Here is a 16,800-nt window from a genome sequence, read left to right as displayed (position 1 = left end):
AACTGTCATTTACGCTCTCTACACTTTTACCATCAGTAGCTGCCGGAGCACTTGATGTTATCTGTAGACAAAGTCGTTAATGACAAGCTTCCACTCATTAAAGGTAAACCCTGGTTAGAAAAGCCAACAACCTGGGTTTTACGCAACCTTTTACACGAAGAAGACATTCAGAAGTTTGGCAAAAGCTCGCCCTCTTTAGAAGGCATAGACTTTGTTGAACACACTCTGGACTACTTCAATTTCACTTACTCCTACTCTTCGCAAGAACTGGATAATATCCCTGTAAGCGGACGTCTGGTTATTATTGCGAATCATCCGATAGGCTCTCTTGATGGGCTGGCGTTATTAAAGTTAGTGAGTGAAATGCGCAGCGATGTAAAAATAGTTGCCAATGAATGGCTGTCTGCACTCGAACCTCTTAATTCTTTATTGCTGCCGGTTAATGTCTTCGGCGGCAAACCCAGCCGCAAAGATATTCGCAACATACATAACCACCTTCACGACGAAGGGTGCGTCATACTGTTTCCTGCAGGTGAAGTGTCGCGGTTACGCCCTAACGGGGTACGTGACACACACTGGCAAAGTGGCTTTCTGAAAATAGCCAAGGCGACTCAAAGTGACATTTTGCCTATACGCCTTGATGCCCACAACTCTGCCTGGTTTTACACCGCTTCTATGGTCTACAAGCCTTTAGCTACCATGCTCCTGGTGAAGGAAATGTTTCGTCAGCAACGTAAGCAGGTTAAGTGTCATATAGGGCAAAGAATTCCGGTTGAAGCCTTTCTTCATCAGGGGTTGAGTGTAAATCAGCAGGTTAAACTGTTTAAAAAGCACCTGTACCGTTTAGGCACTCAAAAAAAGCCGATTTTCCCGACTCAAACAGCAATAGCCCGTCCCGAGTCGCGCCAGCCTTTGAAAGCGGCCATTGAGGCCTGTGAATTACTGGGTGAAACCCCATGTGGCAAAAAGATTTATCTGTATGAATTCAGTGGTAGCTCCCCTATTCTTCGGGAAATAGGCCGCTTAAGAGAAGTGGCTTTTCGCACCGTGGGCGAAGGTACCTGGCGTAAACGCGACCTTGATGAGTACGATACCTGGTATATGCACCTGATACTCTGGGATCCGGATGATCTTGAAATTGCTGGTGCTTACCGTCTGGGCGACTGCAATAAAATAATAGAAACGCACGGCCAAAACGGACTCTACAGTGACGGATTCTATGAGTTCTCAGACGCTATGAAGGAGATTTTTCCGCAAAGTCTGGAGCTGGGTCGCTCATTTGTTCAACCCCGGTACTGGGGTAAACGCAGTCTGGACTATCTTTGGGTTGGTATTGGAGCTCTGTTGCGTAAGCACCCAAATTATCGTTACTTATTTGGCTCTGTCAGTATTAGCAACGCCTTACCAAAGGATGCACAGGCCGCTTTAGTTAAATTTTACAGCAGCCATTTCCCACCGCAAACACCCATGGCAAGGGCGAACATTCCTTATCGTTTAAACACCGACTCAACGGTGCCTGACTTTACCGGTAACAACTACGCCGATGAATTTGTTCTGCTAAAAAGCTACATGGCAAATATCGGTTCCGCCATTCCCACACTTTACAAACAGTACTCAGAGCTATGCGAACCCGGCGGAGTGCAGTTTTTAGAGTTTGGCGTTGACCCGGATTTTAATCATTCGATAGACGGACTGGTGTTAGTGGATACCACCAAACTCAGTGCGAAAAAGCGCAAGCGTTATTTAGAAACGAGATAAGCACTGGCCTGCTGATACCAGTCGCCCAATACAATACGTTTAGCAGGTTTGCCGTCACCGAGAGTAAAGCAATGCACGGCCGGACGGTGTGTGTGACCATGAATTAGCTTTCTAACGCCGTGCTTTTCCATAACATGCAGCACTTCACTGTGCTGAGCATCCATTTTATAAAGCTGTTCCGGGGTTAATTCAGGTCTTTGGCTACTGGATTTTTGCCGTAACCGATTAGCAATACGCATACGCCAGGACAAGGGTAAGCTGCGCATAATACCTTTGACCATAGCATTCTGGATAATAGCCCGATAACGCAGATAGCCTTTATCCAGCGTACATAAGGTATCACCATGCATCAGCAGTATCCGCTCGCCATACAAGTCAATGACCGTTTCATCCGGGAGAAGAGTTAAGCCAACGTCGCTGGCAAAACGCTCACCCACCATGAAATCACGGTTCCCGGCCATAAAGTAAAGGCGTACACCGCTATCCGTCATGTGCTTCAGCTGACTTTTTACTTGCGCCGCAAATTCGCTGGTGTCGTCGTCGCCCAGCCAGGCATCGAACAAATCACCTAGAATATATAGCGCATCAAGATTTTGGTGTTGCTGACAAAAGTCATCAAAAGCAGCCAGAATATCTGGCCGCCCCGGACTTAAATGTAAGTCAGCGATAAAACCGGTGGTCATGGAATCAGTCTTTAACCGACACACTTTCAATAACCACGTCTTCAACCGGCACGTCCTGATGGAAGCCCGCTGAACCGGTTTTCACGTCTTTAATGGTGTTTACCACATCCATACCTTCAACAACTTCAGCGAATACACAATAACCATAGCCATTCGGTGTTTCATTCTGAAAGTTTAAAAAGGCATTGTCGTTCACGTTAATGAAAAACTGAGACGATGCGGAATGAGGATCGGGCGTGCGCGCCATAGCCACCGAGCCAACCACATTGGGTTTTGCTGCCGGCGCTTCGTTTTCAATATTCGCGCGTGTTTCTTTTTGCTTCATGCCGGGCTCAAAACCACCGCCCTGCACCATGAAGTTACTAATAATACGGTGAAAAATTGTGCCGTCATAAAAACCGTCACGGGCATACTGTAAAAAGTTATCTACAGTCTTAGGCGCGGTTTCATTGTGCATTTCTAAAGTGATATCACCATGATTGGTATGTAAAACGACTTGCATTGAATGTACCTGTTTCATTGACTAAACCAGCCAATAGTGTACCAGAGCCGTACCATAGGTGGTATCATAAGCCCCCAGTTTTCATCGCTAACCGTTTAAAAGTAAGAGACACTATTTATGGCATTAACCGTATTTAACACCCTCACCCGCAAAAAGCAGTTATTTGAGCCTATTCAACCCGGCCTCGTGGGTATTTATGTGTGCGGTGTTACCACTTACGACTACTGCCATATTGGCCATGCCAGAACTTATGTCGCTTTTGATATTGTTGTGCGCTATCTGCGCAAGCTGGGGTACAGCGTTAAATACGTCCGCAACATTACTGATCTAGACGATAAAATCATTAAACGTGCAGCAGAAAACGGAGAGGATTTTCATCAGGTGACTGAGCGTTTTATTCGGGAAATGCACAAAGATTTTGACGCGTTGAACTTAGTCCGTCCCGATATTGAACCACGTGTAACCAGTCATATGGATGAAATTATCCAGATGATTGAACGCCTTATTGAAAACGGCAACGCCTATGAAGCCGGTAACGGCGACGTTCTGTTTGATGTTTCCACATTTAACGATTATGGCAAGCTCAGTCGTCAGGACTTAGAGCAATTACAAGCCGGTTCGCGGGTTGATGTTGATGCAGCCAAGCAAGATCCGCTCGACTTTGTGCTCTGGAAAGGTGCTAAACCCGGAGAGCCCAGCTGGTCTTCGCCCTGGGGCGAAGGTCGCCCGGGCTGGCATATTGAATGTTCAGCAATGAATAAGAGGCACTTAGGCAGCACTTTCGATATTCATGGTGGCGGCTCTGACTTGTCTTTTCCTCATCATGAAAATGAAATAGCTCAAAGCTGCTGCGCAAATCAATCTGAGTACGTAAAGTACTGGATGCACAGCGGTATGGTGCAGGTCGACAATGAAAAAATGTCGAAGTCACTGGGTAACTTTTTTACGATTCGCAGCGTACTGGAACAATACGACGCGGAAACGGTGCGGTACTTCCTGTTGTCGAGCCACTATCGCTCGCAGTTGAACTATACTCAGGAAAATCTGGATCAGGCGCACTCCGCTCTGGAGCGCTTATACACCGCATTGCGTGACATAACACCGCAAACCGCCAGCGAAGAACTGCGTAGCAAATACTGGCAGAGCTTTCAGCAGGCAATGGACGATGACTTAAACGCACCGGAAGCCATGAGTGTGTTATTTGAAATTGCCCGGGAAATTAACCGCAACCGCGAGAGTGCTCCGGACACAGCCGCGCAGTTAGCGCACGTTTTGCTTGAGCTGGCTGAGGTAATGGGGCTGCTGCAACAGTCTCCGGAAGAGTTTTTACAAGGTGACGACGACGATGTCGCCAAAATTGAAGCGTTGATCGCCAAGCGTAACCAGGCCCGGGAAGATAAAGACTGGGCTGCAGCAGACGAAGCCCGTGATGAACTAACCAACATGGGTATTGTTTTAGAGGATGGTGCTGAAGGCACCCGCTGGCGTCGCGCTTAACCGACAAACTGATTAAGAGGTTTTACCTATGGCATTTGCACAGTTGCAAATCGTCAGCTCACTGGCTGACGCATACTCAAAAGATGGTGCCGACGCACTTATCTTAATTGGAAATTTTGATTCTATTGACGACTCTGCTTTGGCTGAAACTATCCAGCAGGCACAAATCACCGATCAAAGAGTGGGCAAACAGCCGTTGCTGTTAAAAGCAGACGGTGTTCCGGGCCAGCGTTTGGTCGCGGCGCCTACCGGGCCGTTAAACCGTGACTTTGACGATGTCCGTCAAGTTTTCGATGCGGCACATGCAGCAGCAAAAGTTGCACAGGATGCCGGCGCCCGCCACCCGGTTATTGCACTGAATAATGTCAATATCAATGACGAACGTTACCAACAAGCCTTTTTAGCCGCTTACCTTGGCTTTTGTCAGGCACTTTACCAGCCACTGGAAGCTCGTGAAGCTCATGGTGAAGAAGCCATTGAACCGACTCAGAACGTCATTTTAGTTGGAGAGCTTGACGTTGAATGGGCTATGGCAGTTGAAGCCGGTAAACGCGTTGCTCGCGATCTTGCAGGTACCGAACCTGAGCGTATGGCACCACCCAAATTCGCTGAGTATTGCCGCCAGGCTTTTGCGCACACTTCGGTTAAGGTCACGGTTATCGATGACTACCAGCAACTCCAACATGAGTACCCTTTGCTGGCAGCCGTTGGTCGCTCATCAATGGCTGTGGAGCGTCACCGCCCTTGTGTTATTCGCCTTGAGTATCACGGCAGCAACCCGGAACGTACGGTCATGTTTGCCGGTAAAGGTATTGTTTACGATACCGGTGGTGCTGACTTAAAAACCGGTGGTCATATGGCTGGTATGAGTCGAGATAAAGGTGGTGCCGCAGGCGTTGCCGGCTTCTTAAAAACGGTTTCGGAATTACAGCCAGAACACCTTAATGTGGTTGCTGAGATAGGCGCGGTACGTAACAGCATTGGTTCGGATGCTTTTGTTGCTGATGAAATTATTACCGGCCACAGCGGCAAGCGTGTCCGCATTGGTAATACCGATGCCGAAGGCCGTCTGATAATGGCCGACTTGTTGTCGCATTTGCGCGAAGAAGCGGCAAAAAGTGATGGCGAACACGAATTGTATACGGTAGCAACTCTGACAGGCCACGCAGCCCTTTCAAAAGGTCCATACAGCGCTCTGGTACCCAATGGCCATGCACGTCGTCAAAATCTGGCTCAGGCTCTATTCAATGCAGGCGAAACCTATGGTGACCCAACAGAAATATCCTGGTCACGTCGTGAAGACTTTGACTTTGTTAAAGGCCGTACCTTGTGCGATGACCTCTTGTCATCTAACAACGGTCCTTCTGCCGCTACGCCACGTGGACACCAGTTCCCAATGGCATTTCTGACCGGGGTGTCCGGTCTGGACAATCATGGCATTGATAGTGAGCACCCAATAAGTTATATCCATATTGATATTGCCGGTAGCGGTGTGGAAGGCGGAGACTGGCAACACGGCAAACCAACAGCAGCTCCGGTTACTTGTCTGGCGGGTCATTACCTGAAGAAATAACTTTTACGAAAGCACTTTATTGAAAACAATAAAAAATGCCCGGTTCTGGTTAAACAGAACCGGGCATTTTTTTATTTAGCATTTACCTTAAGAAATAAAATCTGGCCCAAAACCATTGGTCCATAAAATGGCGGTTGTTGCCATTAATACAACCATAGCAATAAGACCTGCGGTCACTACCGAGCTCGCGTACAGAAAGCCACGTTCTTCCGGAATGTGCATAATAACCGGTAGGCCTGAGTAAAGCAGGTAAACCGAATAAGCCACACCAATAAGAAAAACGGAAGCAACAAACCACAGCTCAGGATAAATTGACGCTATCCCCGACATAATAACCGGAGTTGCCGCGTAAGCTGCTAATTCAAGCGATTTCGTATAGCTGGGATCAGCACCAAAGGTTTTTGCCATCCAGTAAATTAAGTAAGCCAACGCAAACGTGGCTCCCAAAATACCAATATACATTGCAACGCCAAGCATGATGCCACTGCTTTGGGTAAGATAAATAGACTCGCGGGCACCAACACTCCAGCCGATATGAGCTGAAGCGTAGTAAGCTGCCAGACAAGGTAATATTGCTATCAGTAAAATATGAGAACACGAATAAAGAAAGCTCTCACGCTTGCTGTCTATCGATTTCCACTCTTGCGCTGGATGGGCGTATAAACCCCAAATATGATTCAGTATCATAATTTCACTTCCCCATAGTTCGCGGTCATACCGCCAAATTCGTAAATACGTTATAATTTTTGATGCGGGTACTGCTGAAAAATTCACCCCATGTATCTAATATTCAGCACCACCGGTATTCTGTCAAGGCCTTTTGTTATAGAACAAAGGGTTAGTTGTTAATTTCTTATTACACCTTTTACGCCAAGAAGGATCGCTGTGAACTATAGTCTCGTCGAACCCTATCTAAATCTACTCGACCCAATACACTCGTTTTTACTTTGCCGAACGCCTCCTGAGTGGGTTAAGCAAGCGTCGCTGGCTGAGAATCTGCCCGTCATCTTACTGGATCATTTGCACTGTGAGCTAAAAGCGGCTCAAAGTGCAGCCTTATTGCTGCGCCGTTATGCCGTTAATAAAGATCACGGACAAACCCTGCTTGACGCTCTGCAGCCATACGAAGACCTGGTTTATCGCGGTATCGGAGATTTTCAACAACTTAAACAAAGCAAGAAGCTGTCTCACGCTTTACAAGCCGCAGAGTCACAACCATACGCCGACGAAATTATTGATAAAATGTCCCGTTTAATTCGGGAAGAGCTACATCACTTCCAGCAGGTTCTTGAAATAATGCAGGCGCGTGATGTGCCCCTTTATAAGCTCAGCGCATCGCGTTATGCGGCCAGCCTGATCCGGCATGTACGTACATACGAGCCGCAGGCCTTAATTGATAAGTTAATTATAGGCGCTCTTATTGAAGCGCGCTCTTGTGAGCGCTTTGCCGCACTGGCTCCTTATCTGGATGAGGATATAGCTCGCTTTTACGTGTCCCTGCTACGTTCAGAAGCACGCCATTATCAAGATTACCTCGAGTTAGCGCAGAAGCTAAGCGATACGGACATTACCGAGCGGGTTAATCAGTTCAGAGAGTGGGAAGCAGAATTGATTATGTCTGAAGATACTGAGCTACGTTTTCACTCAGGAGTACCGGTGCACGCTTGAGTGTGCACCGGCTCTCAAAGTAATAACCGGAAAAACGTCAGCCGTTAGAGCTCTTCCAGCTTTTTGCCAGCGTCGTTGTCATAATAAACATCTTCATCAAAGTCGCCTTCTGAGCGCGCAACCACACAACTGACCATCGCGTCACCGGTTACGTTAACTGCGGTTCGGGTCATATCCAACAAGCGATCCACACCGATAATAAGGCCAATACCTTCAACCGGTAAACCAACTTGCTGCAGCACCATGGCTAGCATGATAAGCCCAACCCCGGGCACGCCAGCTGTACCGACAGACGCGAGCGTCGCAGTCATAATCACCATCAGGTATTCAGCAACGCCTAAGTCCAGGCCATAAACCTGCGCAATAAAGACGGTAGCAACACCTTGCATAATAGCCGTACCATCCATGTTGATGGTAGCGCCCAGCGGCACAGTGAAGGAACCGACACTGTTACTAACACCTAAACGACGGGTAACGGTTTCTAATGTGATAGGCATAGTCGCATTACTGCTTGCTGTGCTAAAGCCAAACAGTTGAGCGTCTCGCATCTTACGCATAAAGATACCCGGCTTAACCCGTGCCAGAACGCGCATAAATAAGGGGTAAACAATTAAACCATGAGCGAGCAGCACAAACAGCACAAGCAGGAAGTACTTCGCCAGACTGCCTATCATTTCCACGCCAATTTCCGTAAACAGCTTAGCCATTAACGCAAATACACCATAAGGCGCCAGGTTCATTAAAATAACAACCAACTTCATGATGACCGAATTCAAATCATCGAAAAAGCCTTTCAAACGTTCACCCGGTTTACCAACCAGGGCCATAGAAATACCGAACAGCAATGCAAACACAATAATTTGCAGCATATTGCCTTCAGCCATCGCGTTAATGGGGTTGTCGGGAAACAAATTAACAATGACTTCGCTGACCGATGGTGCTTCACTGGGCTCAAAGCTGGCATCTGAAGCACGCTCAATACCCGAGCCCGGTTGCACCAGAATTGCCGAGCCAATTGCAAAAGTAATTGCTATGGCCGTGGTGACCATATACATGCCCACTGCTTTTCCGCCTAAGCGCCCAAGCTTACTAGGGTCACTTAAGGAACAGGTTCCGACCACCAGTGATACAAACACTAATGGCACAACCAGCATTTTCAAAGAGGTAATGAATATTTGACCAACAACGTCGAAAAGACCATTGGTTAAATACAAAGAAACCCAGGCATTATCACCGGCAACGTAACGAATAATGGTACCGAGAATGATCCCAGCGACCATGCCGATAACAATGCGGCTAGTCAGACTGAGTTTTTTCTTTTCGCTCATAAGCGTCCTTTATTATTCATTCTAAAAAACTGCGACAGCCTAGCAGAAAGCTTTTAAATAAGCAGCTATAAAACTGTAAGCCTCGCTGAACACCTTCTATTGTGCGACATCTGACCGGGTTAAGGAAGATTTTAAGGTATGAATAATAACAGACATACCTTTCGCAAAACGTTCACTTAGCGGTTTACGGATAACATACTGTAATTTTAATACGTCAAAACCTTTATGCTGTTTCATTAACCACGCGTCACTGGTTATCACTTCATCAATTAAGCCAAGCTCTTTTGCTTCCTGACCTGACCAGACCTCGCCTGTTGCTACTTTGTCTATATCCAGCTCGCTACGATTTTCCTGAACAAAAGACTTAAACTGACGGTGAATGGCCTCTAAATCCTGTTTAAACTTACGACGCCCTTCATCAGTATTTTCACCAAAGATAGTCAAAGTGCGCTTATATTCACCCGCGGTTAATTGCTCAAAATCGACATTATGCTTTTTCAAAAGCCGATGAAAATTCGGTATTTGCGCAACCACGCCTATTGAACCGATAAAGGCAAAAGGTGCCGCCATGAGCTTATGACCAACACAGGCCATCATATAACCGCCGCTTGCAGCCACTTTATCTATAGCAACATTAACGGTTAAGTTATGCTCTCTTAAACGCAGCAACTGAGCCGCCGCCAGACCATAACCATTAACCACACCACCGCCGCTTTCCAGCCTTACCAGTACTTCGTCTTTCTCGGTGGCCAAGTTTAGAATAGCGTTGACTTCATGGCGTAAACTGTCGACCTCTTTTGCATCCATGCTGCCTTTAAAATCAATAACAAAAAGACGTTTCTCTTTATTCTGCACAGCCTTCTTTTTCTTTAACGCTTTCAGTGCTTTTTTCTGAGCTTTTTTATCCATAAGCTCAATTTTCAATTGTTCACTCAGCTCATTCAGCTCTTTAGATAAATGCGTGACTTGTAAGTCACCTTTACTCTTTTTCTGTTTCTGCGCCGCCTGAGCAATAAGGCCCACAATAAAACCAACAGCCACCACAATAATAGCGGCTTTTAGTAAAAAACCTCCAATATCAGCAACAAAATCCATACCACTCTCCTAAAACGAAAAAGGCCAGCATAACTGCCGGCCTTTGAATACCAAGTGTTCAATAACCTGAGATTATTCTACCAAATCTGCGTCGCTGATTGTCACTTGCATCATATCAGATGCAAACCAAAATGCGATTTGTTGCTGCATTTCAGCCGTAACCGCCGCAGACGATTCTGAACTAACTAATGAAGCGTGCTCTGCATCACCGCCAAAACGAACGATGCCCGACACTGAATTGCCATCAGGTGTTGTTGTCTCAGAAATGCCCTCTAAACCTAGTAATCCGGCTAGAGGTTCGGTACCTGCCAAAGGTTTATTTTCAACTGCGTTTGGAATTACTGCATCACCTACAGCTTCAATCATAAGTACAGGTGTTTCCGATGCGACTACGCTACTTGCATAGTTAACAGGGTCGCCTGAATCGATAACGGTCTGAGCCGCAAAAGCGAACTGTTCAAGAGTTGCATTAATTTGCGCAACTTGCTGTTCTGACGCTTGTGCCATAAATCCTGCGTAGAATTCTTCAAGAGTCGCGCCGCCAGCGATAGCCTGGTCGGCCGCCGCTTTAAACTCTGGGTTAGACGAATAGAGTAAAGTTGCTTTAATAGTCGGTCCGAAGCTGTCAGAAGCCAATAGGAAACTCGCTATGCTACCACCTGGCATACCTAAACTTGAGGCTTGAACAGAAAACTGTCCATCAAGAGCCGCAAGCGGGCTGTCTTCACCGAAAGACGTATTAGCTAAGGCTGTGAAACCAGTTCCGGCAATTGCGCCTAAAGAATGTCCAACAAAATGCACATCCTGACCGTTTAGTTCTTCTGTAGCACCCGCATCCTGAAAGTAATTCAAACTTAGACGAAGCCCAATAAGGTCAGTAATAGACTGACGCAAGTTATCTCGTGTCGTTAATAAACTGCTTAAGTTCATATAAGCGGTAACGCCACTTTCACTGGATGCGTCGATATCATCAGTGCCGTCATTGTCGACATCAAATGCACGCCCGCCATGCAATGGATGGTCGATGGCAACAGTCGCAAATCCGGCTACTGCGAAAGTCCCCGCTATTGCTGCAGCATTTTCTTTCTCGCCCGTAATACCGTGTTGGAAGATAATAACAGGCCAACCATTGGCCGGAGCGGTTAAAGGATCAAGCCCCATTGTAGCTCGCACGCCATTTGCCGTTGCCAAATCAGGAATGGTAATAAACGCTTCTATAGTCTGATCGCCCTGATTTGCAGGAATAGGATTATATCGAGTTAAATTGCGTTCCTCATCAACACCTTCAATATCAAAGCAGTCGTTAGGCGGCAGCATCAATTTTGGATCATCAATCATTGCAGCACTGATTCCCTCAGCTGCAGCATCAATTTCACCAGCCTGCAAAGCATTTAGTATAGCAGCCGGACTATCACATTGAGCCGTCCACCGTCCTGTCAAAGGTGCATTTGGGTTCTCTGTAGTAGGTAACGGCGAGTAATAAGGTAAGTCTACCTGCCCTCCATAAACTTTTGCTGCACTTGCTACAGCCAGAACGTTCGGATCAGTAATTCCTGCGCCGGACAAAACCGTATTCAAAGTAATCCCCTGAGAAACGGCTTGAAGCACTGGTGGATTAGAAGCCGAAACCCGTTGTCCTAGTAAACTTTTAGTCGCGCCCAAAACATCACCCACAGACTGTGTAGTAAAGTTCGAGCTGTAAATCACGCCTTCAGGATCAACGCCAAACTGCTCTAAAGAACCTTCATAACTGTTAACCAGGCGCTGCAGAGAGACTGCACTTGCATCACCTGAAACAGGCTTCTCATCGGCATTACGCTTCATTAATGTATAGGTTTGTGATGGTTTAACATCGCGACCGAGGGAGTCTTGAATATTGTCGGTCAATACCACCAGGTAACCGGTTTTAGGTTTGAATGGACGCAGTGGTACAACGGCAACACTGCCCTCACCCGTTGCTTTAACCGTAAAGTCGGTATTGTGTTCAAGCTCACCTGTTACGGCACATACAGCCGCAGGATTTGCAGCGGCACATTGCTCAGAAACAGCGCTGCCGCCCTGAATCGTTTCAAATACCCGTATTGAACCCTGAGCTTCCAGGCTCGCAGCTTCAATAGTGACTTTCTCACCGTTTTCATCAACTGGTAATGAGAAATTAAAAGTTAAGGTTGAGTGCGTACCCCAGCCATCAAGCCCATTGATAGCAACCTGAGGGTTTGCTATATCTGACGCATCTTCAACCGGCAAATTCAACGTACCGTCAACTGATCCGCTTAAGAGTATGTTTGTTGGTACAGGTAAAGCACCATTCGACGGATCAAAAACTACGCGAGACGCAGCAACACTAACTTCAGTTTCTGTAACAGGAGCTTCGTCACCGCTACCACAGCCTACAAGGCTAAGTGCAGAACCAATTGCAAGCGGAAGTAATAATTTCTTCATGAGGTATCCTCAATTCTTTTTATGATTTGTTATTTTACGTCTTCTCTTAACGATTTTTATACACCTGTATCAAATAAGATGAAAGGCTTTTTACCGATTTTTCGTTCGTTTGCTGAGAAGTTACTCGAATATCGTTACAATAGCCCACTCACCCGACCACAGTCCAATGGTATTAAGAAACTGTTATGGAAATTAAAACCGTACATGATTATCAGGCAAGCCCTGAATTATTGAAAAATAAGGTTATTTTAGTTACTGGTGCAGGCGACGGAATTGGTCGTCAAGCCGCTCTGAGCTACGCGGAACATGGTGCTACAGTTATTTTACTGGGGCGTACGGTCAGCAAGCTGGAGTCGGTCTATGACGAAATTATCGCTCAGGGAAGCCCACAACCGGCAATTATTCCGCTAGATATTAAAGGCGCGACAGAAAATCATTACCGCGATATGGCAGCGACCATTGCCGATCAGTTCGGTAAACTTGACGGCGTACTGCATAACGCTGGGTTGCTTGGCATTCTGTCCCCTTTTACGCACATTGAGAAAGACAGCTGGGACGACATTATGCAGGTTAACGTAACGGGTCAGTTTGCCATGACTCAGGCACTGATTCCGGTAATGGAAAAGTCTCCGAATGCCTCCTTAGTTTTCACGTCTTCCGGCGTAGGAAGAAAAGGCCGGGCATTCTGGGGACCATATTCTGTCAGTAAATTTGCTACAGAAGGTATGGCTCAGGTTATTGCCGACGAGTATGAAGATACCAAATTACGCACCAACGTCATTAACCCCGGCGCGACCCGCACAGCGATGCGTGCAAAAGCGTATCCGGCAGAAGACGCGAAGTCACTTAAAACACCAAAAGATCTGATGCCGACTTATTTGTATCTGATGAGTGACGACAGCATTTCTGATAATGGATTGTGTTTCGACGCCCAGTAAACCGGCAGCTTCGAACTGACGTATCGGTAAAAAGGAAACGTGTTACACTCAATAACATGCATAATTAATTAGGTTACGTCTATGACATCGAAGCTACAGCAGCGAGCCGTTAATATACTTAGGCTCGCTTTGCCTTTCAGCGCATTGTTCAGTTTGTCAGCAGTTGCTGAGCCTCCGGAAATCGAAATTTTTGATAACGTCCGCCAGCAACAATGGGTGGGGGTAAGTCCTGTTAGTCGCGATACTATTTGGATCTCCGGTGAGAAAGGAACCGTAGCCAGAACCACAGATTCAGGGAAAAGCTGGGAGTATTTTCAACCCGGACCTAATGATCTGGATTTTCGCGATATTGAAGCTATTGATGACCGCCGCGCCTATGCATTAAGTGTTGGTACAGGAGGTCAGTCACGTATTTACTATACTGAGAATGGTGGTAACAGTTGGCGTCTGCGTTATCGCGGCGAAGCGGACAGCTTCTTCAACTGCATGGCACTTTCTCCTAGCGGCGAAGCCTGGGTACATGGCGACAGTGTTGGAGATGAATGGCGGATGGTACGCAGTGCCGATGGTCGCAACTGGATGCAAGTTCGCAGCGCGGTCGCCGAGCCGCCTCAATCTAATGAAGGTGGTTTCGCCTCAAGTGGCAGCTGTGCCCGCTTTAATAACGACAACTGGATGATTGCAACGGGTAATGCTGATAAAGCTCGAGTATTAATTAAAGGCTCGTTTGGCATTCGCTTTCGTGTGGTAGAAACACCAATGGAAGCAGGCCCTATGGCGGGCATTACCAGTGTGTGGCCTATTGACGATAAAACCTTTTATATTGCTGGTGGTGACTTAAATGATGCTTCTGGCGATGAAAATCGTTTATGGCATTATCAAAATAACGAATTTGAAGCCTTGCCCGGGCCACCAATTAAAGGCGCTCTTTATAGCTTGAGCCTTATCGATCACAACGGTTCCTGGTTACTAACGTCTAACCCCCAGGGCGCGGCGGCACTTAACCTACAAACTAAGAAATGGTTTAAGCTCTCTGATGCCAACATCTGGAATATTCAGTGTCATGGGGATATCAGTTGCTGGCTGGTTGGTAAAGACGGCTACGTTGGCCGTTTGCAATGGCAGGCGCCGCAACAGCGCCCTAAGCTCTAACAGTTCACGTACATTAAGCGGCTGGAGAACTTAATAAAGCCAGCCCACCTAATAAGTGACGGCTATTAAATCCGTGCCGCTTAAGCACGTTAGCGACAACCTGGCTTCTGTTGCCCGAGCGACATAAGCAAATAATATCGCGTTCTCGCAAGTGTGAGTTACTGTGTATAAACTGAATGACTTCAGTCAATGGTACATTAACCACCTCTGCATTACAGGGAATATCGGACAACACGTGCTCCTGCCGCTCTCGCACATCAACAATTAACAAATCATCGCGATGCCAGAATTCGTCAGTATCTCCGACCGGAATATTAACGCCATCATCAACACGACAGTCGCCGTTTAATTCACAAGGAGTGTAAACAATATGGTGCTCCGAATCCTGTCCCGGGCAAATAAGCGTATTCTCTCCGATAAAACACTCATAAGCGCTTGATGCTGCCTCAGCCCCCGTAAATAAAAAGTCTGATGCAACCCGACTTTTCAGTGTGGCTGATTCACTTAATACATAAACCGGATTACGGCTACCGACTCGAAATAAACGCCGCTCACCAATACTCACACAGCCAATGACGCTGCCTTCGCACTCAACCGGAACCGCGTCGCACGAATCGGCCGCAGAATGCGGCCAGCCAAATACATCATACTCGTCTATAGACTGGTCAGGCATAAGTATTGGCAATAACAACTCGATGGACTGGCTGGTAATTGAATCAGCTGATGTCGATACCACAGCTTTCACTCGATAGTGCTGGCAGCTGACAATATTTTCAATTCTGCCAGCCAAAGCCGGATGAGGATCGATAACGGCTATTTCTTTAGCTTGCTTATCTATCACCAGGTAACAGCAATGATCATCGTACTTCAGTTGCACAACACCATCTAACTGAGCGTCGTTATCGTTATTCGTGTCCGCAACAATTAGACAGGAATTTCTTAATGCGTCAGCAGCTTGTTTTATACGTACACAAGCCTCAGTAATTTCCTCTTGTCGCGTTGCCGGACCAAAAGATAATCGAATAGCGGAACCGCTGCGCCACTCTTCCAGCCCCATAGCGTCTAAAACAAAGCTTTTTGTTACCTTAGAACTGCATGCAGAGCCTGAACTCACTCTTATCTGACAGGCGTCAAAAACATCCATAATATCGCGCGAGGCAACTCCTTCTACGGAGAAGTTCAGCGTCGTAGGAACCGACAGCTCAAAATCATGATTAAATACAATAGAGGGAAAAGCTGACCGCAGGGCTTCAACCAACTGAGATCGATAATTCTGTAATTTAGCTTCACTATGAAAGCGACGGTTACTGCCATCCAGCATCAATTCAAATAACGCATTTAATGCTGCTATTCCGGGTAAGTTTTCGGTTCCGGAACGCAGGCCTGACTCCTGCCCTCCACCAATAATTAAAGGGGTATAAGGTGCTGAATCCCGAACCGCCATAAACCCGATACCTTTGGGGCCATAAAGCTTATGGCCACTAAACGGAGCGTAATCAATGGTTGTTTCATCTAAATTAAGAGCTTTTTTCCCTAGTACCTGAACGCAGTCAACCATCCAGGGTACATCCGGGCTATGCTGACGTATTGTCTTTTCCAGTTGTTTTAAGTTCTGAATAACACCGGTTTCGTTGTTAACAGCCATAGTGCATATCATGGCAGCATCTTTGACATGCTCAGCAATAAACTGGTTATCCAACAGGCCTTGTTTATCAACCGGAATGGCAACAAGCTCTGCCTCCAGTCCAAGTAACTGATTCCAGTGAGCTAAAGCTTGGGGCACGGCTTTGTGTTCCGTGGCACCATACAGCAGGTATTTTTTTCGCTTATCGGGAGCAACCTGCATAGCTGCATTAATTGCAGAAACCACGGCCGTCTGAATGCCTTCTGTCGCGCCACTGGTAAAAATAAGCCGCCCTGAAGGCAAACCAACAATTTTACGAGCTAACTGACGCGTGGTATCCAGAATATAACGAGCTTTTAAGCCCGTAATATGGCTACTTGAAGGGTTACCAAAAACTGTTTCCATCGTATGCGAAACAGCTTGGATAATTTCGGGAAGTACCGGAGTGGTAGCATTACAATCCAGATAAAGTTCGTTTGCGTTTGTCTGAATATCTATTGGTTTCATGCCACCCTCCAAATTAACTAAAAGTTATATGTT

13 protein-coding genes are annotated in these 16,800 nt (G+C 46.7%); 6 read left to right on the top strand and 7 right to left on the bottom strand.

Going from position 1 to position 16,800, the window contains the following annotated elements:
* The first annotated feature begins 54 nt into the window (after positions 1-54).
* Positions 55-1,758, top strand: a complete 1,704-nt coding sequence (locus DEU30_RS00755; protein WP_011234281.1) for a GNAT family N-acyltransferase — start codon at positions 55-57, stop codon at positions 1,756-1,758.
* Here the strand turns inward: DEU30_RS00755 and DEU30_RS00750 are convergent.
* Entirely contained in the window at positions 1,740-2,441 is a 702-nt protein-coding gene (locus DEU30_RS00750; RefSeq protein WP_011234282.1) for a UDP-2,3-diacylglucosamine diphosphatase, read from the bottom strand. The genes DEU30_RS00755 and DEU30_RS00750 overlap by 19 nt on opposite strands.
* A 4-nt stretch (positions 2,442-2,445) precedes the next feature.
* Positions 2,446-2,943 (bottom strand): peptidylprolyl isomerase, encoded by a 498-nt coding sequence (locus DEU30_RS00745; RefSeq protein ID WP_110012653.1) that lies wholly within the window; start codon positions 2,941-2,943, stop codon positions 2,446-2,448.
* A gap of 117 nt (positions 2,944-3,060) precedes the next feature.
* On the opposite strand from DEU30_RS00745, the gene cysS reads away from it, so the two are divergent.
* Both cysS and DEU30_RS00735 read left to right on the top strand, forming a co-directional pair.
* The gene (gene cysS, locus DEU30_RS00740; protein WP_114981571.1) at positions 3,061-4,440 is read left to right on the top strand and encodes a cysteine--tRNA ligase; all 1,380 of its coding nucleotides are present in this window, start codon (positions 3,061-3,063) and stop codon (positions 4,438-4,440) included.
* A 28-nt stretch (positions 4,441-4,468) separates the two neighbouring features.
* Positions 4,469-6,013 (top strand): leucyl aminopeptidase family protein, encoded by a 1,545-nt coding sequence (locus tag DEU30_RS00735; protein WP_114981572.1) that lies wholly within the window; start codon positions 4,469-4,471, stop codon positions 6,011-6,013.
* 87 nt (positions 6,014-6,100) lie between these two features.
* On the opposite strand, the gene DEU30_RS00730 is transcribed toward DEU30_RS00735, so the two are convergent.
* A complete protein-coding gene (locus tag DEU30_RS00730) occupies positions 6,101-6,700 on the bottom strand; it encodes a Yip1 family protein (RefSeq protein WP_011234286.1) in 600 nt (199 codons plus the stop codon).
* A 198-nt stretch (positions 6,701-6,898) separates the two neighbouring features.
* Here DEU30_RS00730 and miaE point away from each other — a divergent pair, with 198 nt between their 5' ends.
* Positions 6,899-7,681 carry a tRNA isopentenyl-2-thiomethyl-A-37 hydroxylase MiaE gene (miaE, locus tag DEU30_RS00725; protein ID WP_114981573.1) on the top strand — a complete coding sequence of 261 codons (783 nt, stop codon included), beginning with the start codon at positions 6,899-6,901 and terminating at the stop codon, positions 7,679-7,681.
* A 44-nt stretch (positions 7,682-7,725) separates the two neighbouring features.
* Here miaE and DEU30_RS00720 read toward each other — a convergent pair whose 3' ends face one another.
* From DEU30_RS00720 to DEU30_RS00710, 3 genes are all read right to left on the bottom strand, one after another.
* Positions 7,726-9,009, bottom strand: a complete 1,284-nt coding sequence (locus tag DEU30_RS00720; RefSeq protein WP_011234288.1) for a dicarboxylate/amino acid:cation symporter — start codon at positions 9,007-9,009, stop codon at positions 7,726-7,728.
* A 96-nt stretch (positions 9,010-9,105) separates the two neighbouring features.
* The gene (sohB, locus tag DEU30_RS00715; protein ID WP_011234289.1) at positions 9,106-10,104 is read right to left on the bottom strand and encodes a protease SohB; all 999 of its coding nucleotides are present in this window, start codon (positions 10,102-10,104) and stop codon (positions 9,106-9,108) included.
* Positions 10,105-10,176: 72 nt separating this feature from the next.
* Entirely contained in the window at positions 10,177-12,546 is a 2,370-nt protein-coding gene (locus tag DEU30_RS00710) for a VolA/Pla-1 family phospholipase (protein WP_110012658.1), read from the bottom strand.
* 185 nt (positions 12,547-12,731) lie between these two features.
* Between DEU30_RS00710 and DEU30_RS00705 the strand changes: the two genes are divergently transcribed.
* Together DEU30_RS00705 and DEU30_RS00700 are read left to right on the top strand one after the other, a co-directional pair.
* Positions 12,732-13,484, top strand: coding sequence for a YciK family oxidoreductase (locus tag DEU30_RS00705; RefSeq protein WP_114981574.1), 753 nt, complete (start codon positions 12,732-12,734; stop codon positions 13,482-13,484).
* An 81-nt stretch (positions 13,485-13,565) separates the two neighbouring features.
* A complete protein-coding gene (locus DEU30_RS00700) occupies positions 13,566-14,636 on the top strand; it encodes a hypothetical protein (RefSeq protein WP_114981575.1) in 1,071 nt (356 codons plus the stop codon).
* A 13-nt stretch (positions 14,637-14,649) separates the two neighbouring features.
* On the opposite strand, the gene DEU30_RS00695 is transcribed toward DEU30_RS00700, so the two are convergent.
* Positions 14,650-16,767, bottom strand: a complete 2,118-nt coding sequence (locus tag DEU30_RS00695; protein ID WP_114981576.1) for an aminotransferase class V-fold PLP-dependent enzyme — start codon at positions 16,765-16,767, stop codon at positions 14,650-14,652.
* Positions 16,768-16,800: the final 33 nt, after the last annotated feature.

It is taken from the genome of Idiomarina sp. 017G, assembly GCF_004362265.1.
Lineage (GTDB): Bacteria > Pseudomonadota > Gammaproteobacteria > Enterobacterales > Alteromonadaceae > Idiomarina > Idiomarina loihiensis.
Note: the sequence above shows the minus strand (reverse complement) of the source record. Positions and strands in the feature narration are given on the sequence as shown.